This is a genomic window from Ferrovibrio sp., assembly GCF_025869515.1.
GTDB lineage: Bacteria > Pseudomonadota > Alphaproteobacteria > Ferrovibrionales > Ferrovibrionaceae > Ferrovibrio.
In genome coordinates this window covers 76,205-98,242 of sequence record NZ_JAOZVR010000010.1, presented here as the reverse complement: position 1 = coordinate 98,242, position 22,038 = coordinate 76,205, and the positions used below count along the sequence as shown (strand labels likewise).

Below are 22,038 nucleotides of genomic sequence, written 5' to 3'. Positions count from 1 at the left end.
TGGCCGCCGCCGGATTTTTCGCCTGCCTCATCTTCATTCCCTATTTCGAACTGCAGCGCGTGGCCGGGCCGGTTTACCTGAGCCAGATCGGCTATGTGATGACCGCGACCAGCCTGGCGGTCGGCACTTTCGTGTTCGGCGAACGCTACGGGCTGCTGGTCTGGCTCGCCGTTGCGGTGATCGTTGCCGGCATCCTGCTGGTCAATCGGCGCCCCGCACGGGCATAAAAAAGCCGCCGGCCAGGATTTGATCCCGGGCCGGCGGCGTTTCAACTCGACAGGCGAACCTTACGGCGTGCGTTCGATCATCGTGCCGACGCCATGCGCCGTGAACAGTTCGAGCAGCAGCACATGCGGGATGCGGCCGTCCAGGATATGCGCCGCGGCCACGCCGCCGCGCACGGCATCGAGGCAGGTTTCCACCTTGGGGATCATGCCGCCGGAAATCGTGCCATCGCCCATCAGCACCAGCGCGTCTTTCGCGGTGAGCGAGGGGATCAGCTTCTTGTCCTTGTTCAGCACGCCGGCCACGTCGGTGAGCATCAGCAGCTTGGTGGCACCCATGGCGGCTGCCACGGCGCCGGCCGAGGTATCGGCGTTGATATTGTAGGTCTCGCCGTTCTCGCCGACGCCGATCGGTGCCACCACCGGGATCAGGTTGGAATTCTGCAGGCTGCGCAGGATCTCCGGATTGATGCGTGTCGGTTCACCGACGAAGCCAAGATCGAGCAGCTTCTCGATGTTCGAACCAGGATCGCGCACGCTGCGGCGCAGTTTACGCGCCTCGATCAGGCGACCGTCCTTGCCCGAGATACCGATGCCCGTGCCGCCGGCCGCGTTGATGGCGGTGACGATCTGCTTGTTGATCGAACCGGCCAGCACCATCTCGACGATCTCGACCGTGGCCTGATCGGTGACGCGCAGACCGTCGACGAATTCGCTCTTGATCTTCAGCCGCTCCAGCATCGCGCCGATCTGCGGGCCGCCGCCATGCACCACGATCGGGTTGATGCCGACCTGCTTGATCAGCACGACGTCGCGGGCGAACTGCATCGCCAGCGCCTCGTCGCCCATGGCATGGCCGCCGTATTTGATCACCATGGTCTGGCCGGCAAAGCGGCGCATATAGGGCAGCGCCTCCGACAGGACCTTGGCGGTCTGCTGCAGATGCGTTTCCAGCGGTTGCGGGCCGGTGGTCTTCATGGCTTTGCGTCTCGGCGTTTCTTATGAAATGGGTTCAGCGGTTATACGGCGCGTCAGGTCAGTGCCGCAAGCTCGGCCCGCAATTCTGGAATCCCGGCACCGGTTTCGCTGGAGGTGATGCGGATGATCGGATGGGCGGCCACATGACGTTTCAGCGTCTCCGCCGTGGCAGCCTTGATCGCGGCCAGTTCCTGCGACCCGGTCTTGTCGGCCTTGGTCAGCACCACCTGGTAAATCACTGCCGATTTATCCAGCAGCGTCATGATGTCCTCGTCGCCGGCCTTCAGGCCATGGCGGCTGTCGACCAGCAGGCAGACCCGCTTCAGCTCGACCCGGCCCTTCAGGTAGGCGCGCGTGGTCTCGGTCCAGGCCGCCGCCTTGGCCTTGCCGACCGAGGAATAACCGTAGCCCGGCAGGTCGACGAGGCTGAGCACACCGCCGAGATCGAAGAAATTGAGCTGCTGGGTGCGGCCCGGGGTATTGGAGGTGCGGGCCAGCGCCTTGCGGCCGCAGAGCGCATTGACCAGCGAGGATTTGCCCACGTTGGAGCGGCCGGCAAAGGCGACTTCCGGCCCGCGCGCCGGCGGCAGCTGTGGCACCGTCATGGCGCCGGCGAAGAAATCGCACGGACCGGCAAACAGCAGCCGGCCGCGCTCCAGCGCGGCCGGGGTAAAGCTTTCATCTACGGCCGGCAGTTCGGCCATGATCACATTACTTCTTCGGCTTCGCGGCGGGTTCGGGCTTTTCGGCCCCGCCGCCGATCTTCACGCCCATGCGCTTCATGATCACATATTGCTGCAGGATGGAGAGCGTGTTGTTCCAGCTCCAGTAGATCACCAGGCCGGCGGCGAAGCTGCCCAGCATGAAGGTGAACACCACGGGCATCAGCGCGAAGATCTTCTGCTGCACCGGATCCGGCGGCTGCGGATTCATCTTCATCTGCAGGAACATCGAGACGCCCATGATGATCGGCCAGACGCCGATCGAGATGATGTGCAGCGGACCGAGATGCGGCACATCCCAGGGCAGGAAACCGAAGCCGTTCAGCCACGAGGTCGGGTCCGGCGCCGAAAGGTCGTGAATCCAGCCGTAGAAGGGCGCATGACGCATCTCGATGGCGATGTAGAGCACCTTGTAGAGGGCGAAGAAGACCGGAATCTGCAACAGGATCGGCAGACAGCCGGCAGCCGGATTGACCTTTTCCTTCTTGTAGAGCTGCATCAGCTCGGTCTGCATCTTGGCGCGGTCTTCGCCATAGCGCTCGCGCAGCTTCTGCATCTCGGGCTGCAGCTTCTTCATCGCGCTCATCGCCACATAGGATTTGTAGGCGAGCGGGAAGAACAGCAGCTTGACGATCACGGTGACCGCCAGCATGGCGAGACCGATATTGCCCAGCACGCCCTTCAGATAGTCGATGCTGTAGAACATCGGCTTGGTCAGGAAGTGGAACCAGCCCCAGTCGATAGAGAGTTCGAACTTGGCGATCTTGTGCTGCTCTTCGTAGCGATCGATCAGCTTGACTTCCTTGGCGCCGGCAAACAGCAGCGAGGTGCTGCTCACCGTCTTGCCGGCTTCGAGCTGCTGGCCGCCGCCGAGATAATCGGCCTGATAGCGGTCGCCACCGTTGGCCGGCTTGGCATGGGTGAAGCGGGCCTTCACGGCCTGGTCGACGCCGGGCACCAGAACGGTCTGCCAGTATTTGTCGGTGAAGCCGATCCAGCCGCCGACCGAATCGAATTCGCGCGCCTTGTCGTCGGACAAATCCTTGTAGCTCAGCTCCTTCAGCGTGCCGCCATCGGCGGCCTTTTCGCGGAACACGCCGACCGGACCCTCATGCAGGATGTAGAGGCCATCTGTGTGCGGCGTGCCATGACGCGAGACCAGCGCATAGGGGAACAGCGTCAGCGCCTTGTCGGTCTTGTTCTCCACCGTCTGGGTAACGGTGAAGAGATAGTTGTCGTCGATCTCGATCCTGCGGCTGAAGACCAGGCCCTGGCCGTTATCCCAGCTGAGCGTGACCGGCTGGCCGGGCCTGAGCACATCCCGGTCGGCGGTCCAGCGGGTCTGCGCCGTCGGCGTGGCAACCGTGGCGCCGGACGCGGTCCAGCCGAATTCGGCATAGAAGGGCGACGGGCCGCCGGTCGGCGACAGCAGGTGGATCGGGTTGGAATCGGGCTTGATGGTTTCGCGGTATTCCGGCAGCACCACATCGTCGATGCGGCCACCGACCAGATTGAGCGAGCCGACCAGCCGCTTGCCTTCGATCTTCACCCGCGGGCTCTCGGCCAGCGCCTTGTCGCGCGTCGCCGCCTGATCGGCCATCTGCTGCGCCAGGCTGGGCAGCGCCGGCAGGCCACTGGCATCCGGCACCGCGCTGCCGCCCGCACCCGGAGTCGCACCCGGAATCGCACCCGGGGCAGCCGACTGCGCCTGCTGGGCAGCCTGCTGTTCGCGCAGTTGGTCCTGCTTCGGCTTTTCGACGAAGAACTGGAAACCGAGCATGATCGCCACCGAGACCACGATCGCGATGATGAGATTCTTCTGGTCGGACATCAGACTGAGCCTTGCTGTACAGATGAAGTGGTGGTGGCAGACTTGGTAATGCCTGGATTGGTAATACCTGGCGGAACCGGGTCGTAGCCGCTGCCGCCGAAGGGATTGCACCGTGCCAGACGTCGCACGGCGAGATAGCCGCCGCGCGCCGCACCATGCGTCTCCAGCGCCTCCAGCGCATAGCAGGAGCAGGTCGGCTGGTAGCGGCAGTTATGCCCGATCCAGGGCGAGAGCACGAGGCGGTAGGCCTGGATCGGCAGGCTGAGCAGACGGACCAGCGGCGTCATGCCGCACCCGATGCGGACGCACCCGATGGCGCCTCGGCAGGCGCCTGCCACAGTTTGAGCTTTTTCAATGCAGCTTCGAGATCGCGGCGCAGGGCGGCATAGTCCCGCAGCGGGGTGCCCTGGCGCGCCACCAGGACGAAATCATGGCCGGATATCGCATGCCCGGGCAGGATTTCGCTGGCCAGCGCCTTGAGGCGGCGGCGGGCACGATTGCGGGTGACCGCGTTACCCACCTTGCGCGAGGCGGTGAAGCCGACCCGGCAACAGCCGACCTCGCCGGGCGCGGCCTGCAGCAGCAGTCCCGGCAGCGCTATGCGCCGCTCGGCCGCCTGCACCCGGAGATAATCCGCGCGGCGGCGGAGTCGCTCGACACCGCCCGACGCCATCGCGGGTAAACTTAGGCCGAGAGCTTCTTACGGCCCTGGGCGCGCCGGGCGGCAATGACCTTGCGGCCGCCGACGGTCGCCATACGGGCGCGGAAGCCATGGCGGCGCTTGCGCACCAGATTGCTCGGTTGGAATGTACGTTTCACAGCGGCTCTCCGTCTGACTTGCCTTCTTTTCCTGGAAAACCGCGAAAAAGAAGGTTAAACAAAACAGGCCGGGGGCCTGCAGAGGCCCCCGGAAAATCGGTCCCGCTGTATACGGGGTCGCATGGGCAGAGTCAACGCGGGATTTGTCCCGGATTCAGCGCGGTTTTCCGGCGCTGGGGTGCCTTTGCACCCGCTACGATGCCGGATTGCGGCGGCCCCGGCTTTTGCCGGCTGACGACCGGGTTGACGCACGGGGGCCCAGTCCCTATAACCGGCCACCAAATTTACGACAACACTGGAAAGTTAGAGGTTCATCATGGCTCGTCGTTGCGAAGTGACCGGCAAGGGCGTTCAGAGCGGCAACAACGTCAGCCACGCCAACAACAAGACCCGGCGTCGCTTTCTGCCCAACCTGCATGTGGTTTCGCTGATCAGCGAAGCGCTGGGTCGCGACGTGACATTGCGCGTGTCCTCGCATGGCCTGCGCTCGGTGGAGCATAATGGCGGCATCGACAACTGGCTGATCAAGACCAAGGACGAGCTTCTGTCGAGCCCGGCCCGCGTCCTGAAGCGCAAGATCAAGAAGGCCCTGGCCGCCAAGGCTGCGTGATCCGCGCCGCCTGATCTTTCGTTAAAGCGTTTCGCAAAACGCCCGCCGGGTTCGCCTGGCGGGCGTTTTCGTTTTTGCGCTGCGACTGTTTACGATCACGGGGCCAGCCGGAACACCATCAGCAACGTCCGCTGCAACGGATTCTGGTTGTCGTCCGACATCACATAAAGCCACAGGCTGCCATCAGGCAGGCGGCGCGCATCCAGCGCTTCCATATTGTCGACCGAGAGCGGCCGCGCCCATTCCGCCAGCAATTCAGGCTGCAGCAGCCCCCCGGTGTTTAAGGCCGCGGCCGGAATCCGCTGCAGCCGTGCCTTGGGACCCACCAGCGGCGTGAAATAGCGCTCAAGCACGATCACGTCGCCATTGTCGAGCGCCACGGCATCGGTGGGCTTGAAATCGTCGCGGGCCGGCCAGGCGAGATCCCGCCAGGCGCCAGTGCGCCACAGCCAGACCGCGCTGCCCTCGCCGCTCACAGCCGGCATGTCCTCGCTGAACAGCAGCAGGTCGCCGTCGGGCAGGGCCGCCACCCCCTCGATGCCGCCATTGCCGGGCTGCTGCGTCACGGCCGGCGGCACCGTCAGGGCACCGGTCGCAACACCGCCCGGCGCGTCATAGAACCACAGGCGATGCGCGCGCTCGAAGGAAACCAGCCAGCGCCCGTCAGCCAGATGACGCAGGCTTTCGGCATCGCTCAGCACCTTGCGGGTGATCGCTTCACCACTGGCATCGCGCAGCGGCAGCATCTGCGCCGCGGCAATGCCGGCCGGCGGGCCGGCCGGGTCGCGCTGGAAATCCAGCCGCAGCCAGTGCCCGGTATCGGCGATCGCCCACAGGCCGGCGCCATCGGCATCCACCGCGATGCCGGAATAGCCGCCGAACCCGGCCTGCTCGCTGGCGATGATGAGGCCGCCCAGATAGTCGAGCCGGCCGAGCCGGAGCTGTCCGGGATCGCCGGGATCAAGCTCCAGGACGGCGCTGCGCAGGACGATCGGATCGGCCCGCACGTCCCCGCCGTCCCAGGGGCCGAACAGGCCGGCCAGGACCAACAGGGCAAAGCTAATCAAATGTTTAGCTTGGCTCGCGACAGTCATTCGGTATGCTTCCCATGTGCTGAGGATCGGGCGGTAATGATGGCCGGCAGGATTGCAGGCGAGACGGATATTTCGGAACAGCCGTCCGGTGCCGTGATGCGCGCGCCGGTGCTGTTTGTCATCATGCTGCTGGCCCTGCTCGGTGCCGTGCTCGGCCTGCAATTGTACCGCCAGTATAATGACGAAATCGAGACCGGCCAGGCGACCGCGCGCTCGGTTGCCAACCTGCTGGAAGAGCATGCCAGCCGCAGCTTCAGCGCCGTCGACATCTTCCTGCTGAATTACGCCGAAACCATGAGCGGCATGGCCGGCACCAGTCCGGTGGGCAGCCTGTCGGCGCTGCGCGAACGCATGAATGCCCGGCTGGCCGAGCTGCCGCAGGTGCGCGCCTATCTCGTGCTCGATGCGGCCGGCAACTCGATCGTCGACAGCGCGGCGGTGACGCCCCGCCCGTTCAACGGGGCCGACCGCGAATATTTCCGCATTCATGCCGAGCGCCCGCATGAGGGGCTGTTCATCGGCGAGCCGGTGCAGAGCCGCATCAACGGACTCTGGGCGATCAGCGTCAGCCGCCGTATCAACAAGGCCGATGGCAGTTTCGGCGGCATTGTGCTGGCCGCCGTCGATCCCGACTATTTCCTGCATTTCTACCGCGACGTCACCATCGGCGAAGACAACTCGCTGACCCTGTACCACGCCTCCGGCACCCGCATTGCCCGCGTTCCGGAAACCGGCCCCGATATCGGCAGCTCGGCCGCGAATCTGGCGATGTTCAAACCGCCGCACAGCGACAGGGCGCGCAGCGAACTGCTCACCTCCGGCGGCCTCGACGGCGTGGCGCGTTATCTCGCGATCAATCGCGTGCCGGGTTATCCGCTGGTGGTGGGCGTCGGCCTGTCGCGCGCCGGCCTGCTGGCAAACTGGACGCAGAATCTGCTGTTCAGCATCATCGCGCTGATCGTCGCTGTAACGGCCGGCGTCGCTTTCCTGGTGGTGCTGCAGCGGCAGATGCTGCGCCGGCGCTTCGCCGAGCAACGCCTGTCCGATGCGATCGGCAGCCTGTCGGACGGCTTCCTGCTCTACGACGAACAGGATCGGCTGGTGCGCTTCAACCAGCAGACCGCCGCCATGCTGCCGGCGCTGGAACGCTTCGCCGGCCGCGAACCGACGCCGTTCGCCGATGTGATGATGGCCCTGGAAGACGATTTCGGGCCGCCGCCCTCGGCGGAGCGGCGCGCCCGCCGCATCGCCCATCGCCACCGCATGCTGTTCGAGGAGAAACGCGGCTACCAGTTCGAACGGCGTACCGCCGACGGCCGCTGGCTGCGCTTCACCGTCAATCCGACCCAGGAAGGCGGCGCGGTCGATATCATCACCGACATCACGGCGCACAAGCAGGCCGAGCAGCGTCTGAACGATGCCATCGAGGCCCTGGCCGAAGGCTTTGCCCTGTTCAGCCGCGATGGCCACCTGCTCAAGGTGAACCAGCGTTATTACCAGTTGACCGGCCATGATATCGGCCTGGTGCGACCGGGCGTGCATAACGACGACATCATGGCCAGCGTCGTCGCGACCGGGCGCGCGATGGGCCGCGAGGCCGAAGCCGAAGCCTATGTCGCGGAACTGAAGGCCGACTTCGACAATCCGTCCGGCCAGCCATTCGATATCCAGGCGCGGCCGGGTTACTGGCTGCGCACCGTGCGGCATCGCACGCTGGATGGCGATGTGATTGCCATCATATCCAATATTTCAGATCTCAAGCAGGCCGAGCAGCGCCTGCGCGATGCCATCGAAAGCCTGTCGGACGGCTTCGTGCTCTATGGCCCCGACAACCGCCTGCGACTGGCCAACCGCAAACTTTACGAACTGACCGGCCACGACCCCGCCGAGGTCAAGCCCGGCGTCAGCCATGACGAGATCATCGATATCCTGATCAAACGCCGGCAGGAGGCGTGGCCGGAAAGCGAGCATGACGGCTATGCCGCAATGCTGCGCGCCGAGCATCGCAGTCCGACCGGCCGGCCGATCGATCGCGAATTCCTGCCCGGGCAATGGCTGCGCAGCGTGCGCCATCGCACCGCCGACGGCAGTACGATTTCGGTGGTCAGCGACATCACCGATCTGAAACAGGCCGAGCAGCGCCTGCGCGATGCCATCGAGGCCCTGTCGGAGGCCTTCATCCTGTTCGGGCCGGACCGGCGCATGGTGATGGCGAACCGGCGCTATTACGATGTCTTCGATCTGCCGCCGGATTCGCTGTCGCCCGGCGCGACCATCGACGAGGTGGTCGATCTGGCCGCCGCCCGCCGCCGGCAGTCCTGGGCCAACTTCGATCACCAGGGCTATATCACCGCCGCCCGTGCCGACTATTACAATCCGTCGGGCCGTCCGTTGGACGGAGAGTTTCTGCCCGGCCGCTGGCTGCGCAATCTGCGCCACCGCACCGCTGATGGCGGCGTGATCCTGGTCGCCAGCGACATCACCGACCTGAAGCTGGCCGAACAGCGCCTGCGCGATGCCATCGAAACGCTGACCGAAGGCTTCATCCTCTACGACAAGGACGGCCATCTGGCGATGGCCAATCACCGCTATTACGAAATGACCCGGCACGATCCGAAGGTGGTGCGTCCGGGCACGCATTTCAGCGAGATCATGCGCATCACCGCGATGCGGCAGGCCGAATACGACAGCAGCCTCGACCTTGAACAGTATATCGAATCCCTGACGCGCGAATTCAACACGCCAACCGGCAAGCCGGTCGATGCGCAGCCTTTCCCCGGCGTCTGGCTGCGTATGCAGCGCCGCCGCACGGTCGATGGCGGCGTGATCACCGTCTTCAACGACATCAGCGACCTGAAACGCGCCGAGCAGCGACTGCACGATGCCATCCAGTCGATCAGTGACGGCTTTATCCTCTACGACCCCGATGATTGCGTGGTGATGTACAACGCACAGTTCATCGACCACAACCCCAGTATTGCCGGCATTCTCAAGCCGGGCATGCGTTTCGAGGAACTGCTGCGCGCCGCGATCGCGGGTGGCGCCCTCAACCTGCACGGCATGGAAACCGAGGCCTGGATCGCCGAGCGCGTTCAGCAGCACCGCAATCCCGGCATGCCGATCGAGCGGCAGCTGCAGGACGGCCGCTGGCTGCTGGTGCATGAACAGCATACCGCCGACGGCGGCATCGTCGGCATCGGCACCGACATCACTGCCGTCAAGCAGGCCGAACGCCGCCTGTATGACGCCATCGACTCGGTGAACGAAGGTTTCATTCTTTACGACAAGGACGATCGGGTCGTGCTGTTCAACCAGCGCATCCGCGATCATTTCGGCGACCTGGCCGATATCATCCAGCCCGGCATCACCTTCGAGGAAATCACGCGCATTGGCGTGGCGCGCGGTGTATTCCAGACCGGCGACATGGATCCGGAGGCCTGGGTCCAGCGTCGCATGGAGCAGCATCGCACTTCCAATGATGCGCATGAGCGCAAGTTGAAGGATGGCCGCTGGCTGCTGGTGCGTGAGCAGCGCACCGCCGATGGCGGCATCGTCGGTACCGGCACCGACATCACTGCCGTCAAGCAGGCCGAGCGCCAGATGTATGACGCCATCGAAAGCATCTCCGATGGCTTCGTGCTTTACGACAAGGACGAGCGGCTGGTCCTGTGCAATTCGCGCTATCGCGAGTTCTATCGCGAGATCGAGGACCTTCTGGTGCCCGGCACGCGGTTCACCGAAATCCTGAAGGCCGGCATTCAGCGCGACATGGTCGGCATGGACCCGGAATTCCTGGAGGAATGGCTGGCTGAACGCGCCGCGTTGTTCCGCCGCGGCAGCGGCAGCACCGAAACCCGCCTGGCCAGCGGCCGCTGGGTCCGCAACACCGAGCGGCGCACTTCGGACGGCGGCGTGGTGGGCATCCGCACCGACATCACGGCGCTGAAGGAACAGCAGGGCATCCTGCAGCGCAATATCGCCGATCTGGAAGCGGCCAAGCGCCAGGTCGAGCAGCAGTCCTTCCGGATGCGCGAACTGGCCGATCGTTACGCCGAGGAAAAGGAACGCGCCGAGGATGCCAGCCGCGCAAAATCGGAATTCCTTGCCATGATGAGCCATGAAATCCGCACGCCGATGAACGGCGTGCTGGGCACTATCGGCCTGCTACAGAATACCGAACTGTCGAAGCACCAGTACAAGCTGGTCACCACGGCGCGCGATTCCGCCGAGCATCTGCTGACCCTGATCAACGACATCCTCGATTTCTCGAAGCTGGAAGCCGGCCGCATCGATCTGGAAACCATCGATTTCGACCTGGCGCATCTGGTGGAGAGCGCCATTTCGATGATGAATCCGCGCGCCGTGATGAAAGGCCTGCGGATGTCGAGCCAGATTGCGCCCGAAACGCCGCGCTACCTCAAGGGCGATCCCGGACGGCTGCGCCAGATCCTGTTCAACCTGACTGGCAACGCGATCAAATTCACCGACCGTGGCGAGGTTCGCATCCTGGTCGACAGCACGAAAATGCCCGATGGCCGGCATATCCTGTCGGTCAAGGTGCGCGATACCGGCATCGGCATCGCATCGGATAAGATCGAACGGCTGTTCGGCCGCTTCAGCCAGGCCGACAGCTCGATCGCGCGCCGCTTCGGCGGCACCGGCCTGGGCCTGGCGATTTCCAAACAGCTGGCGGAGCTGATGGGCGGCCGGATCGGCGTCGAAAGCACGGAAGGCCAGGGCAGCACCTTCTGGTTCGAACTGCCGCTGGCCGAAGGCCAGCCGGTGCAGACCGAGGCGCCGACGCCGACCGACGGCCCGGCAACGCTGCGCAGCCTGCGGATTCTGGTCGCTGAAGACAACCAGGTGAACCAGATGGTGATCGGCCTGATGCTGCGCCAGCTCGGCCATCAGGTCGATGTCGTGATCAACGGCATCGAGGCCTGCGAGCAGGTGCAGAAAGCGCCCTACGACCTGGTGCTGATGGATATGCAGATGCCGGAAATGGATGGCCTGACCGCCACCAACACGATCCGCAAACTGCCGCATGCCACGGCCAATATCCCCATCATCGCGCTGACCGCCAATGCGATGGAAGGCGACCGCGAGCGCTATATCGCCGCCGGCATGGACGACTATGTCGCCAAACCGATCGCCCTGCCGATGCTGGTGGCCGCGATGAACCGCGCCATGGGCCGCAACGACCTGCCCGGTCCGGATGGTGAAGTGGTCAAGCCGGTACCGGTGCCGCTGGACGAGAAAGCCAAGACCGGCCTGGGCAACCTGCTGGCCTCACTGAAAAAGCTGAGCTGAACGGGCGGCTCAGGCTGCGCGACCGCCCGCCTTGCGCTGCTGGCCCGGGCGTCTGCCCTGGCCCTTGCCCTGTTCCGGCGTCTCGTCGAACAGATCGGCCAGCCTCTCCATCATCACACCGCCCAGCTGCTCGGCGTCGACGATGGTGACGGCGCGTTTGTAGTAGCGCGTGACATCGTGGCCGATGCCGATGGCGGTGAGCTCGACCGGCGAGCGCTTTTCGATCCAGTCGATGGTCTCGCGCAGGTGTCTGTCCAAGTAATTACCTGGATTTACAGACAGGGTGGAATCGTCGACCGGCGCGCCGTCGGAGATCACCATCAGGATGCGGCGCTGTTCGGTGCGTGCCAGCAGGCGGTCATGCGCCCAGAGCAGCGCCTCGCCGTCGATATTTTCCTTCAGCAGGCCCTCGCGCAGCATCAGGCCAAGATTGCGCCGCGCCCGGCGCCAGGGCGCGTCGGCGCCCTTGTAGACGATATGGCGCAGGTCGTTCAGACGGCCGGGCTGGGCCGGCTTGTTGTCGGACAGCCATTTCTCGCGGCTCTGGCCGCCCTTCCAGGCGCGCGTGGTGAAGCCGAGGATCTCGACCTTCACGGCGCAACGCTCCAGCGTGCGGGCCAGGATATCGGCGCACATCGCCGCCACGGTGATCGGGCGGCCACGCATGGAACCTGAATTGTCGATCAGCAGCGACACGACAGTGTCGCGGAAATCGGTATCGCTTTCCTGCTTGTAGGACAGCGGCAGGGTCGGATTGGCGACGACGCGGGCGAGCCGCGCCGCATCGAGCATGCCTTCCTCGAGATCGAAATGCCATGAGCGCGACTGCTTGGCCATCAGGCGGCGCTGCAACCGGTTGGCCAGCTTGCCCACCACCGACTGCAGGTGGTTGAGCTGCTGGTCGAGATGATGGCGCAGCCGCGCCAGTTCCTCGGCATCGCACAGATCGTCGGCACCGATCACTTCATCGAACTGCTTGGTATAGGCCTTGTAGGTCGCTTCGCGATTATGGCCCATCATGTCGGAGGCTGGCGGACGCCGGCCCTTGCCGGCTTCTTCGCCGGAGCCGGCGACCTGCTCTTCCATGCCGGCTTCGGCATCCATCTCCACCGACTCGCCGCCGGAGGCATCGGCAGCTTCGGCCTGGTCCATGCCGCTGGAGGCGGCATCGCCCTGTTCGGATTCGGAACCGTCCGACTGGCTCTGCGGCTGCTGGCCCTGGCTGTCCTGGTCCTCGCCTTCGTCCTCGTCGTCCATGTCGCCGTTTTCTTCGTCGGCGAGGTCGAGATCCTTGATCAGCTTGCGCGTGACCCTGGCGAAGGCGCGCTGGTCGTTCAGGTTGGCCAGCATGCCATCGAGGTCGGCCCCGGCCTTTTCCTCGACCCAGTCACGCCACAGCGCCACCATCTTCTGCGCCTGGGCCGGTATCTTTTCGCCGGTCAGCCGTTCGCGCGCGATCAGGCCGAGCACATCGGCGAGCGGTGCCTCGGAGCGGTCCTTGACCTTGGCATAGCCCTTGGAGCGACAGCGTTCGTCCAGCGCGGCATTGAGATTCTGCGCCACGCCGGCCATGCGGGTGGCACCGATCGCCTCCACCCGCGCCTGTTCGACGGCATCGAACACCGCGCGCGCCGTGCCGCCCTGCGGCAGCAGGCGGGAATGCAGGCTGTCGTCATGATGGCGCAGCCGCAATGCCATCGAATCGGCCAGGCCGCGGATCTGGGCCACCTCGGCAGCAGGCAGATCGCGGCCGGGTACCGGCAGCCGGGCACGCTTGCCGCGCAGGCCGGGCGTCTCCGGCCCGAAGCTGACCTGCAGATCCTGGTCGCGCGAAATCGCCCGCGTCGCCGCGGTCAGTGCGCGCTTGAACGGCTCGGTCGGGCTTTCCGGCTTGTTGGCCATCGCCAGCGATGCTCCCGGGAATGCTTTCTGGTCGCCCCGGCGTTACGCCAGGTCGGCCTTGGCTGCGGTTTCCGGCAATTCCTCACCGAAGCAGCGCTGGTAATATTCAGCCACCAGCGGGCGCTCCAGCTCGTCGCATTTGTTGAGGAAGGTGAGACGGAAGGCGAAGCCGACGCTGCCGAAGATGCGCGCATTCTCGGCCCAGGTGATGACGGTGCGCGGGCTCATCACGGTGGAGATATCGCCGTTGATGAAACCGGCGCGGGTCAGTTCGGCCACCGCGACCATGTTCTGGATCGTCTTCTTGCCCTTGTCGCCGGTGTAGCTCGGCGACTTGGCCAGCACGATGGCGACCTCGTCATCGGCCGGCAGGTAGTTCAGCGTGCAGACAATGCTCCAGCGGTCCATCTGGCCCTGGTTGATCTGCTGCGTGCCGTGATAGAGGCCCGTGGTGTCGCCGAGGCCGACCGTGTTGGCGGTCGAGAACAGGCGGAAGGCCTTGTGCGGGCGGATCACGCGGTTCTGGTCGAGCAGCGTGAGCTTGCCTTCCACTTCCAGCACGCGCTGGATCACGAACATCACGTCCGGGCGGCCGGCATCGTATTCGTCGAATACCAGCGCCACCGGCGACTGCAGCGCCCAGGGCAGGATGCCTTCGCGGAATTCGGTGACCTGCTTGCCGTCGCGCAGCACGATGGCGTCCTTGCCGACCAGATCGATGCGGCTGATATGGCTGTCGAGGTTGACGCGCACGCAGGGCCAGTTCAGCCGGGCGGCGACCTGCTCGATATGGGTCGATTTGCCGGTGCCGTGATAGCCCTGCACCATGACGCGGCGGTTGTAGGCAAAGCCGGCCAGGATGGCGAGCGTGGTCTCGCGGTCGAAACGGTAGGTCGGGTCGAGGTCGGGCACATGTTCGCCCGCCTGACTGAAGGCAGGCACCTTCATGTCGCTGTCGATCCCGAACACGTCGCGCACGGAAATGGTAATATCCGGCATGTCATTGGCCGGCTGGGAAACAGGCTTGGTCTGAAGGGCCGTCATCGTCACTCTCGGATCTTTTGGGCTTTTTATTACGCCGTGGGGAGATCAGGGGCTCAAGTATAGCCGCGCGATTGCAGATAGGCATAGGCTTGGGTGATGCTTTTCAGCCGCTCCTCAGCGTCGCGATCGCCGCCATTGGCATCTGGATGATACCGCTTCACCATTGTTTTATATTGCTTTTTCAGCACACCTTTCCCTAAGGGCAAGGTCAGTGCGGCCAGATCGAAACCGAGTGCCTGCAGGGCGTCGCGCTCGCGTGGCGGCAGGCGCAGTTCGGCCGGGCTTTTGCGCCGCGCTTCGCCCATGCGGATCCCGACATCGGCCAGGATGCCCAGGTCGTCCTTGACCCAGACCTTGGGGTCTTCCTCCTGCGGCTTGGTGCCGATCTTCCAGGTCGGGCGATGGCCCAGTGCATCTTCGCGCTGGTATTTCTCGATATCGGCATCCGTCATGCCGCGGAAAAAGTCCCAGCCGGCATTGTATTGCCGCACATGATCGAGGCAGAACAGCCAGCGGCCATCGCGCGACTCGCGGCTTTTCGGCGCCGGAAAGCGGCCTTCTGCCGTACATTCGGGATGGTCGCAGCGGCGCAGCCCGTGCCGTCCGAAGGCGGCTTCGGCCTCAACTCCGAGGAAGAATTTCTGCTGGGCGCGTGCGCGGGACATGACCGTGAAAGTATGGGTCGCGGGGGCAGCACTGGCAAGGCCAGAGGCCCTGCCCTACCCTGTTGCAGCGCTGCAATTTTCTTGAGCCGCCGAGGAGTTTTCGTCATGTCCGTCGCCGCCCGCATTCGTGCCAAGCTGACCGAGGCGCTGAACCCTGCCCGGCTCGAGCTGGTGGATGAATCCGCCCACCATGCCGGTCATGCCGGCATGCAGGGGCTGGCCGCGCAGGAAACCCATTTCCGCCTCACCGTGGTGGCCGAGCGCTTCCATGGCATGCCCCGGGTCCAGCGCCAGCGGCTGATCTACCAGATTCTGGCCCAGGAACTGGCCGACGGGGTGCATGCCCTGGCGATCACGGCCCAGGCCCCGGGCGAATAAGGGCCGGGCGAGTTAAGGGGCCGGCAGATCATCTTCCCACCGAGCAGTTGATTCTATGCTGCAACTTCACCAGTGGAATTTCTACCGATAGTACAACCTTTTCATTTGAGAATCCGAAAAGTATCCATTATAGGTTGCGGTATGCCGACGACACGCCGCTCCCAGCACACAACCGCACATGGCTCCAGCCTGATCACGCGAAATCTGCGGCTCGGGCGCGGCCGCACCAGCATCCGCCTGGAACGTCTGGAATGGGCGGCGCTGGACGCGATCTGCACCGCCGAGGGCGTCGACCGGCATCATTTCGCCATGCAGGTGGATCGCGACCCGACGCGGCGGGAAAAAACCCTGACCTCGCGGGTGCGCAGCGCCATCCTGGCCTATTTCGTGACGCGGTCGGGCATCGGCGTAGCGATGCTTGGCAATGGCCTGATGGCCGCCGGGCTCAGCGCAGCACCAGGGCCAGCAGAGCGGGAAGAGTCGCGAAACTGAGCAGGGTGGAAATCACCACCAGGCTGGCCATCGTCTGCGGGTCGCGGTTGTAGCGCACGGCGAAGATATAATTCACCACCGCCACCGGCATCGCGCACTGGATGATGAAGACGCCGCGCGCAATACCCTCCAGATCGAGCAGCCAGCTCAGGCCGAAACCGGCCGCCAGCCCCGCCAGCAGGCGCAGGGCCGACAGCAGCAGGCCGCGCCGCAGATCGTTGACCTTCAGCGTCGCCAGCGAAACGCCGAGCGTGAACAGCATGAGCGGAATGGCGATGCCGCCGGCCGTCTGCAGGCTGCGCATCACCCAGAGCGGCGGATGCAATTCGGCCAGATTGCCGGCCACGCCGACCAGCACGGCCCAGATCATCGGCGAACGCAGCACGGTGCCGAGATTGCCGCGACCGGCCAGGATCGACTGACCGAGCGTGAAATTGCCCAGCGAACTGACGGCGAAAAAGATGATGCCGAGCGCCAGGCCGGGCTGGCCATAGGCGAACAGGCTGAGCGACAGCCCGGCATTGCCGGCATTGGGAAAAGTCAGGCCGGAGACATAGTCGCGCACCGAAAGCTTCATCGCGCGCAGCACAGCGGCATTGATTGCCATGAAGGTCACTATCGCCGCCACCGTGGCAAACGCCATGGTGCCGATCATCGCATGATCGATTTCGGCGGCCAGCAGCGCATGGATGACCAGGCATGGCGTGCCGAAATTGGTCACCAGCAGGCTGATCTGCTCGATCTGGAACGGCTTGCCGCGCGCCGCCCACAGCCAGCCGGCGCCGGCCAGCACCACCAGCGGCGCGATGACCGAAAAGATTTCCGCAAAGAGTGCGACGGACACGTGGCGGCCGGTCAGGCCGCGGCGAGCTGTTCAGCAAGCAGTCTCTCGACCGCCTGCGGCAGCACGTCGTTTTTCTGCACGGCGCGGCCGATCGCTTCGGCGAGGATGAAGACCAGCTTGCCGTCGCGGACCTTCTTGTCCTGCTTCATATGTTCGAGCAGGACCGGCGGTGTGAATGCTCTGGCGCCATCGACATCGGCCAGCCTGGCCGGCAGGCCGCTCCCGGCCAGATGCGCCTCGACGCGCGGTGCGAGCCCGGCAGCACACAACCCGAGCTGCGCCGACAGACGGAAAGCCAGCGCCATGCCGACCGCGACGCCCTCGCCATGCAGCAGGCGCTGCGAATAGCCGGTTTCGGCTTCCAGTGCATGGCCGAAAGTGTGACCGAGATTGAGCAGGGCGCGCTCGCCTTCCTCACGCTCGTCGGCGGCAACGATGCGCGCCTTGTGCGTGCAGCAGCGCGCCACGGCTTCGCTGCGCAAAGCCAGATCGCCTGCCAGCAGCTTCGCGCCGTTCAGTTCGAGCCAGGCATAGAAATCGGCATCGCCGAGCAGGCCGTATTTCACCACTTCGGCATAGCCGGCGCGCAGCTCGCGCGGCGACAGCGTGTCGAGCAGCGCCACATCCGCCAGCACCAGACGCGGCTGGTGGAAGGCCCCGATCAGGTTCTTGCCCTGGCGGCTGTTGATCGCGGTCTTGCCGCCCACGGATGAGTCGACCTGCGCCAGCAGCGAGGTCGGCACCTGGATGAAATCCATGCCCCGGCGCAGCACGCTGGCGGCAAAACCGACCAGATCGCCGACCACGCCACCGCCCAGCGCGATCAGGTGATCGCGCCGCTCGATCTTCAGCGCCAGCAGGGCTTCGCACAGTTGCTCGAAGCCGGCATAGGATTTCTGCGTCTCGCCCGGCGGCAGGATCACCGCCTCGCAGCCGATATTCTTCAGCGCCAGCGCGCGTTTCAGCGTGTCGAGATGCCGCGCCGCCACATTCTGGTCGGTGACGATGACGGCAAAAGGCCGGCGCAGCAGCGGCGCAATATGTTCGCCGGCCTGCTCCAGCAGGCCGCCGCCGACCAGGATGTCGTAGCCGCGGTTATCGAGATCGACGCGGACGGTCTTGTGGCGGGTCATCGCAGGGCTGCTCATTCGTTGGAGGCCGGCGCGCCGGCTGTCGGGCCACCGGCGGCCTGACGATAGGCTTCGGGCAGGGCCTGCAGAATCTGTTCGACCACCGCCTCATGCGGACCGTCGATGCTGGTCACCGTGAAATCGGCCTCGGCATAGACCGGGTAGCGTTCACGCATCAGCCGGTCCAGCGTGCCGCGCAGATCGCCGTTGGCCAGCAGGGGACGGTTGGAACGGCGCGCGCAGCGTTTGACCAGCACATCGAGTGCGGCCTTGATCCAGATCGAATAGCTGCGCTCGCGGATGCGGGCGCGGGTCTCGGCATTCATATAGGCGCCGCCGCCGGTGGCCAGCACGATCCGCGGCTGCTCAAGCAGGCGGGCAATCACCTTGCGCTCGCCGTCGCGAAAGGCCGTCTCGCCATGTTCGGTGAAGATTTCCGGGATGGTCGCGCCGGCGGCCTTCTCGATCTCGACATCGGCATCGAGGAAATCGAAGCCGAGACGGGCCGCCAGACGGCGGCCGACCGAGCTTTTGCCCGCGCCCATCAGGCCGACCAGCACCAGGCTGCGCAGCGCCGCCTGGTCGCCCCCGGCAACATCCGAGGGGGCCGCCGCCGGCAACCCGGCCCGATCGGGCGAAGCGGCCATGGCAGAAACGGTATCGGTCGTGCTCACGCTTGTTCCCGTAATACTTGGCCCATAGCCTGCGGCCAGACAGCCTTGCCTGCGGCCCCGCAGTTTCCGGCCGGATGGTTTGCGGCCCGATGGCTTGCGGCCGCGGGGGCCGAAAGCCGGATTCGCCTTTGCCACCCGCCGATTGCCTGGGGCTGGCAGCGCCGGTACAATAGAGCAATTGAGTCATAATTCCAGCGCGCCCGCCCCAGCCAGCCCGGCTGCGGTCCTGCCGCTGAAGTCCGGAGTGCAACCGTATGGCCCGTATGTCGATGATCCTGGGTCTGGTCCTGGTGCTGGTGGTGGGCGGCGGTTTCGCCTTCCTGGCCAGCTGGGACATTCCCGCACCCCGGTCCAAGGTCGAAAAGATCATCCCGGCCGACCGGCTCGGGAAATAACCCATGTCGAACCGGTCAGCCCGCCGCCAGGCCGGCTTTCTGCTGGCCGGCAGCCTGGTTCTCTGCTGCCTGGCTGCCCAGGCGCAGCCGATCCGGCTGACCCCCCCGGCCAGGACTGAGGCGGGCAAGGAACAGCCTGCAGCAGCCGACCCCGCACCCCAGCAGCTGGCCCCGCCGGTCCAAAGCAACACCCTGCCGACCGGCATGGCGGCCCCGCCGCCGGCTGTCATGCCGTCGATGCAGCCGGTTCAGGCCGCCCCGCTGGCCCCATCCCCGGCGACTCCCGCCGCCGAGACCGGCCCCGGACAGAAAGCCCCCGATTTCGTCATCCAGCCGCTGAAAGCCCCGGACCCCTCCTCGGCCGGCCTGCTGGACGACAGCAATGGCGGTCTGGGCAGCGCGATGTGGCAGGGATCCAGCCGGGCCCAGGCCCTGCAGGCGCTCGGCGTGCTGCCGGCGCCGGTGTCGGGCCCGGCGCTGCGCGACCTGCAGCGCCGCCTGCTGCTCAGCGTCGCCGAAGTCCCGCCCGGCAATGTCGCCGCACCCAGCCTGCTCGGCCTCCGGGTGACGCAGCTCTATCGCCTCGGTCGCCTGGCCGATGCCGAGCGGCTCGGTTCGCCGCCGCCGCGCGACCTGAAAGACCCCATCTTCCGTGAACTGCCCTTCGAGCTTGCGCTGCTGAAAAACGATCTGCCCAAAGCCTGCGAAATCGCCGCCGCCGGACTGCGCGAGGAGGCCACATCCACCTGGCAGAAGGCGGCCGTGCTGTGCCGCTACAGCAACAAGGATATTGCCGGCGGCGACCTGGCGCTCAGCCTGTGGCGCGACGGCCCGAAAGAAGCCGGAGCTGGAAACGATGCCGCCTTCAGCGCGCTCGCGGCCGCCCTGCGCGGCGATGCCCGCGCCAAGGTCGACACATTGGGCGCCGGTGCCGGCCCGCTGCATTTCGCCATGCTGCGCGCCACCAACCGCCAGCTGCCCAGGGATACGCTGGATGCCGCTTCGCCAGCCCTGCTGGTGGCGCTGGTCGGCTATGACAAGGCCGATGCCGAACTGCGCCTGACGGCCGCGGAACGCGCCGTAAGCTATGGCGCGCTGCCGCCCGAACTGCTGGCGGAAGCCTATGCGGCAGCCGAGATTCCGGAAGCGCAGCGTGCTGGCCTGATGGCCGGCATCGCGTCCGGCAAGGACAAGAGCGTGCGCGCCGCCGCGCTGCTGTACCAGTCGGCCAGAGCCACCGCCGAGCCGAAGGCGCGCGCCGAACTGATCAAGCGTGCCTATGACCTGGCACTGGCGCGCGACCTGCTGCTGGCGACGGCCGCCGTTTACAAACCGCTGCTGAACAACCTGGTGCCGAACGAGGGCAGCATTGCCGCGGCACCGGCAGTGATCCGTCTGGCGCTGGCCGCCGGCGAGACCGGCGCGGCGCGGCTGTGGCGCAACATCCTGTTGGCCCTGCCGCCCGAACGCGACAATGCCGGGGAGATCGCCGCCGAGGCCTGGCCGCTGCTGCTGATCGCCGGCGAAGACGGCGAATGGCGCGACAGCCGCTACGAAGCCTGGCTCAACGCCCAGGCCGACCTGTCGCCGGCCGACCGTAACAATCGCGCCGCGCAGTTGCTGACACTGGCCGAGGCCGCCGGCATCGCGGTACCACCCGAACGCTGGGACAGCCTGCTGACGGCCGCCGCCGCCGGCGACCGGCGGGGTGCGCCGTCGATCGCGGTGTGGCGCAACCTGCAGCGTGCCAGCGCGGCCAAGGCGAAAGCCGAAACCGTGGCGCTGGCGCTGGCCATGCTGGGCGGCAATGGCAGCCTGGATGTCGATGGCCAGAGTCTGGCCACCGCACTGGGCGCACTGCGCGATGTCGGCCTGGCGGCCGAGGCGAAGCAGATCGCGCTGGATGCAGCCCTGCTGCGCGGCCTGTAAACGGCAGCGCTGATGGCGCGCGCCTCCAGACATATCGACAGCTTCCTCGAGATGCTCACTGCCGAGCGCGGTCTGGCGCAGAATTCACTGCTGGCCTATCGCACCGACCTCGCCGATTTCAGCGGTTTCCTCACCGGCCGCAACGAGACCCCGGACAGCGTCGGCACCGATATGCTGCGGCTGTACATGCAGGGCCTCGCCGACGAAGGCATGACGCCGGCGACCGCGGCACGACGGCTTTCGGCGTTGCGGCAGTTCTTCAAATTCCTGGTACAGGAGAATATCCGCCAGGACGATCCGGCCGCCCTGCTGGATGCACCCAAGCGCGCAAGGCCGCTGCCCAAGCTGCTGAGCGAGGACGAGGTCGACAAACTGCTGCTCGCGGCACGCAGCTTGCGCGACGATCCGGCGGAATCGGCGCGGCTCACGGCGCTGCTGGAAGTGCTGTATGCCACCGGGCTGCGGGTGAGCGAACTGGTGGGTCTGCGCTGGCCGCCCTTCGGCGACGATGCGCGTTTCCTGGTGGTGCGCGGCAAGGGCAACAAGGAACGGCTGGTGCCGCTCAGCGAGCCGGCGCGGCAGGCGCTGGAAGACTGGGCCGGCTGGCGCGGCGATTTCATCACCGGCAAGACCTCGCCCTGGCTGTTTCCCTCGCGCGGCGAAAGCGGCCACCTGACGCGGCAGCGTTTCGGCCAGCTGCTCAAGGATCTGGCGGCGGCGGCCGGCATCAGCCCGTCGAAAGTCTCGCCGCATGTGCTGCGCCATGCCTTTGCCAGCCACCTGCTGGCCCATGGCGCCGACCTGCGCGCGGTGCAGAAGATGCTCGGCCATGCCGATATCAGCACGACGCAGATCTACACCCATGTGCTGGAAGCGCGGAAGCAGGCCCTGGTGCGGCAGCATCATCCGCTGGCCAAGCCTTAGTATTTGCTGAGGTAATTTCCTTACCCTAACGTCATACTTGCCAAGCCCCTCCCGGCCAGTTAGCAGATGCAGC

At 65.7% G+C, this 22,038-nt stretch carries 20 protein-coding genes and 1 pseudogene; 8 read left to right on the top strand and 13 right to left on the bottom strand.

Annotated elements, in window-relative coordinates:
• Positions 1 to 227: pseudogene (locus OJJ21_RS01905) on the top strand (hypothetical protein); the annotation flags it as partial.
• 60 nt (positions 228 to 287) lie between these two features.
• On the opposite strand, the gene argB reads toward OJJ21_RS01905, so the two are convergent.
• Genes argB through rpmH form a run of 6 tightly spaced genes read right to left on the bottom strand, consistent with a single transcriptional unit; the run spans position 288 to position 4,574 of the window.
• Positions 288 to 1,202: an acetylglutamate kinase gene (gene argB, locus OJJ21_RS01900; protein ID WP_297682686.1), complete on the bottom strand. Its 915-nt coding sequence runs from the start codon at positions 1,200 to 1,202 to the stop codon at positions 288 to 290.
• A 53-nt stretch (positions 1,203 to 1,255) separates the two neighbouring features.
• Positions 1,256 to 1,906: a ribosome biogenesis GTP-binding protein YihA/YsxC gene (yihA, locus tag OJJ21_RS01895; protein ID WP_297682685.1), complete on the bottom strand. Its 651-nt coding sequence runs from the start codon at positions 1,904 to 1,906 to the stop codon at positions 1,256 to 1,258.
• Between the two features lie 7 nt (positions 1,907 to 1,913).
• On the bottom strand, positions 1,914 to 3,755 hold the full coding sequence (gene yidC, locus OJJ21_RS01890; RefSeq protein ID WP_297682684.1) for a membrane protein insertase YidC: 1,842 nt from the start codon (positions 3,753 to 3,755) through the stop codon (positions 1,914 to 1,916).
• A complete protein-coding gene (gene yidD, locus OJJ21_RS01885; protein WP_297682683.1) occupies positions 3,755 to 4,042 on the bottom strand; it encodes a membrane protein insertion efficiency factor YidD in 288 nt (95 codons plus the stop codon). The genes yidC and yidD overlap by 1 nt, the downstream gene beginning before the upstream one ends.
• Positions 4,039 to 4,428, bottom strand: coding sequence for a ribonuclease P protein component (gene rnpA / locus OJJ21_RS01880; RefSeq protein WP_297682682.1), 390 nt, complete (start codon positions 4,426 to 4,428; stop codon positions 4,039 to 4,041). Before rnpA ends, yidD begins: the two co-directional genes overlap by 4 nt.
• 11 nt (positions 4,429 to 4,439) lie before the next feature.
• Complete coding sequence (rpmH, locus tag OJJ21_RS01875; RefSeq protein WP_297682681.1) at positions 4,440 to 4,574, bottom strand: 50S ribosomal protein L34; 135 nt, start codon at positions 4,572 to 4,574, stop codon at positions 4,440 to 4,442.
• A 316-nt stretch (positions 4,575 to 4,890) separates the two neighbouring features.
• Between rpmH and rpmB the strand changes: the two genes are divergently transcribed.
• Complete coding sequence (rpmB, locus tag OJJ21_RS01870) at positions 4,891 to 5,184, top strand: 50S ribosomal protein L28 (protein WP_297682680.1); 294 nt, start codon at positions 4,891 to 4,893, stop codon at positions 5,182 to 5,184.
• Between the two features lie 95 nt (positions 5,185 to 5,279).
• On the opposite strand, the gene OJJ21_RS01865 is transcribed toward rpmB, so the two are convergent.
• On the bottom strand, positions 5,280 to 6,251 hold the full coding sequence (locus OJJ21_RS01865) for an esterase-like activity of phytase family protein (RefSeq protein ID WP_297682679.1): 972 nt from the start codon (positions 6,249 to 6,251) through the stop codon (positions 5,280 to 5,282).
• A 63-nt stretch (positions 6,252 to 6,314) separates the two neighbouring features.
• On the opposite strand from OJJ21_RS01865, the gene OJJ21_RS01860 reads away from it, so the two are divergent.
• Positions 6,315 to 11,588: a PAS-domain containing protein gene (locus tag OJJ21_RS01860; protein WP_297682678.1), complete on the top strand. Its 5,274-nt coding sequence runs from the start codon at positions 6,315 to 6,317 to the stop codon at positions 11,586 to 11,588.
• 9 nt (positions 11,589 to 11,597) lie between these two features.
• Here the strand turns inward: OJJ21_RS01860 and cobT are convergent, their stop codons facing one another.
• From cobT to OJJ21_RS01845, 3 genes are read right to left on the bottom strand one after another with little or no spacing between them, the layout of a single operon-like run.
• Positions 11,598 to 13,490, bottom strand: a complete 1,893-nt coding sequence (cobT, locus tag OJJ21_RS01855) for a cobaltochelatase subunit CobT (RefSeq protein WP_297682677.1) — start codon at positions 13,488 to 13,490, stop codon at positions 11,598 to 11,600.
• A 42-nt stretch (positions 13,491 to 13,532) separates the two neighbouring features.
• Positions 13,533 to 14,534, bottom strand: a complete 1,002-nt coding sequence (cobS, locus tag OJJ21_RS01850; protein WP_297682676.1) for a cobaltochelatase subunit CobS — start codon at positions 14,532 to 14,534, stop codon at positions 13,533 to 13,535.
• A gap of 53 nt (positions 14,535 to 14,587) precedes the next feature.
• Complete coding sequence (locus OJJ21_RS01845; RefSeq protein ID WP_297682675.1) at positions 14,588 to 15,199, bottom strand: DnaJ domain-containing protein; 612 nt, start codon at positions 15,197 to 15,199, stop codon at positions 14,588 to 14,590.
• A 105-nt stretch (positions 15,200 to 15,304) separates the two neighbouring features.
• Here OJJ21_RS01845 and OJJ21_RS01840 point away from each other — a divergent pair, with 105 nt between their 5' ends.
• A complete protein-coding gene (locus OJJ21_RS01840; RefSeq protein WP_297682674.1) occupies positions 15,305 to 15,577 on the top strand; it encodes a BolA family protein in 273 nt (90 codons plus the stop codon).
• Positions 15,578 to 15,718: 141 nt separating this feature from the next.
• Entirely contained in the window at positions 15,719 to 16,069 is a 351-nt protein-coding gene (locus tag OJJ21_RS01835; RefSeq protein ID WP_297682673.1) for a ribbon-helix-helix domain-containing protein, read from the top strand.
• Here OJJ21_RS01835 and OJJ21_RS01830 read toward each other — a convergent pair.
• Genes OJJ21_RS01830 through OJJ21_RS01820 form a run of 3 tightly spaced genes read right to left on the bottom strand, consistent with a single transcriptional unit; the run spans position 16,023 to position 18,717 of the window.
• Positions 16,023 to 16,913, bottom strand: coding sequence for an AEC family transporter (locus OJJ21_RS01830; RefSeq protein ID WP_297682672.1), 891 nt, complete (start codon positions 16,911 to 16,913; stop codon positions 16,023 to 16,025). The genes OJJ21_RS01835 and OJJ21_RS01830 overlap by 47 nt on opposite strands.
• Positions 16,914 to 16,924: 11 nt before the next feature.
• Positions 16,925 to 18,046, bottom strand: coding sequence for a 3-dehydroquinate synthase (gene aroB / locus OJJ21_RS01825; RefSeq protein ID WP_297682671.1), 1,122 nt, complete (start codon positions 18,044 to 18,046; stop codon positions 16,925 to 16,927).
• Positions 18,047 to 18,057: 11 nt separating this feature from the next.
• Entirely contained in the window at positions 18,058 to 18,717 is a 660-nt protein-coding gene (locus tag OJJ21_RS01820) for a shikimate kinase (RefSeq protein ID WP_297682670.1), read from the bottom strand.
• A gap of 254 nt (positions 18,718 to 18,971) precedes the next feature.
• Here OJJ21_RS01820 and OJJ21_RS01815 point away from each other — a divergent pair, with 254 nt between their 5' ends.
• Genes OJJ21_RS01815 through OJJ21_RS01805 form a run of 3 tightly spaced genes read left to right on the top strand, consistent with a single transcriptional unit; the run spans position 18,972 to position 21,965 of the window.
• Complete coding sequence (locus OJJ21_RS01815) at positions 18,972 to 19,112, top strand: hypothetical protein (RefSeq protein ID WP_297682669.1); 141 nt, start codon at positions 18,972 to 18,974, stop codon at positions 19,110 to 19,112.
• A 3-nt stretch (positions 19,113 to 19,115) separates the two neighbouring features.
• Positions 19,116 to 21,041: a hypothetical protein gene (locus OJJ21_RS01810; RefSeq protein ID WP_297682668.1), complete on the top strand. Its 1,926-nt coding sequence runs from the start codon at positions 19,116 to 19,118 to the stop codon at positions 21,039 to 21,041.
• Between the two features lie 12 nt (positions 21,042 to 21,053).
• The gene (locus OJJ21_RS01805; RefSeq protein ID WP_297682667.1) at positions 21,054 to 21,965 is read left to right on the top strand and encodes a site-specific tyrosine recombinase XerD; all 912 of its coding nucleotides are present in this window, start codon (positions 21,054 to 21,056) and stop codon (positions 21,963 to 21,965) included.
• The last annotated feature ends 73 nt before the right edge of the window (positions 21,966 to 22,038 follow it).

What these genes read in the sequence shown, in the direction of transcription:
- argB (WP_297682686.1), bottom strand. Translation starts at nt 1,202, where the DNA reads ATGAAGACCACCGGCCCGCAACCGCTGGAAACGCATCTGCAGCAGACC.
- yihA (WP_297682685.1), bottom strand. Translation starts at nt 1,906, where the DNA reads ATGGCCGAACTGCCGGCCGTAGATGAAAGCTTTACCCCGGCCGCGCTG.
- yidC (WP_297682684.1), bottom strand. Translation starts at nt 3,755, where the DNA reads ATGTCCGACCAGAAGAATCTCATCATCGCGATCGTGGTCTCGGTGGCG.
- yidD (WP_297682683.1), bottom strand. Translation starts at nt 4,042, where the DNA reads ATGACGCCGCTGGTCCGTCTGCTCAGCCTGCCGATCCAGGCCTACCGC.
- rnpA (WP_297682682.1), bottom strand. Translation starts at nt 4,428, where the DNA reads ATGGCGTCGGGCGGTGTCGAGCGACTCCGCCGCCGCGCGGATTATCTC.
- rpmB (WP_297682680.1), top strand. Translation starts at nt 4,891, where the DNA reads ATGGCTCGTCGTTGCGAAGTGACCGGCAAGGGCGTTCAGAGCGGCAAC.
- OJJ21_RS01860 (WP_297682678.1), top strand. Translation starts at nt 6,315, where the DNA reads ATGATGGCCGGCAGGATTGCAGGCGAGACGGATATTTCGGAACAGCCG.
- cobT (WP_297682677.1), bottom strand. Translation starts at nt 13,490, where the DNA reads ATGGCCAACAAGCCGGAAAGCCCGACCGAGCCGTTCAAGCGCGCACTG.
- cobS (WP_297682676.1), bottom strand. Translation starts at nt 14,534, where the DNA reads ATGACGGCCCTTCAGACCAAGCCTGTTTCCCAGCCGGCCAATGACATG.
- OJJ21_RS01845 (WP_297682675.1), bottom strand. Translation starts at nt 15,199, where the DNA reads ATGTCCCGCGCACGCGCCCAGCAGAAATTCTTCCTCGGAGTTGAGGCC.
- OJJ21_RS01840 (WP_297682674.1), top strand. Translation starts at nt 15,305, where the DNA reads ATGTCCGTCGCCGCCCGCATTCGTGCCAAGCTGACCGAGGCGCTGAAC.
- OJJ21_RS01835 (WP_297682673.1), top strand. Translation starts at nt 15,719, where the DNA reads ATGCCGACGACACGCCGCTCCCAGCACACAACCGCACATGGCTCCAGC.
- aroB (WP_297682671.1), bottom strand. Translation starts at nt 18,046, where the DNA reads ATGACCCGCCACAAGACCGTCCGCGTCGATCTCGATAACCGCGGCTAC.
- OJJ21_RS01815 (WP_297682669.1), top strand. Translation starts at nt 18,972, where the DNA reads ATGGCCCGTATGTCGATGATCCTGGGTCTGGTCCTGGTGCTGGTGGTG.
- OJJ21_RS01810 (WP_297682668.1), top strand. Translation starts at nt 19,116, where the DNA reads ATGTCGAACCGGTCAGCCCGCCGCCAGGCCGGCTTTCTGCTGGCCGGC.
- OJJ21_RS01805 (WP_297682667.1), top strand. Translation starts at nt 21,054, where the DNA reads ATGGCGCGCGCCTCCAGACATATCGACAGCTTCCTCGAGATGCTCACT.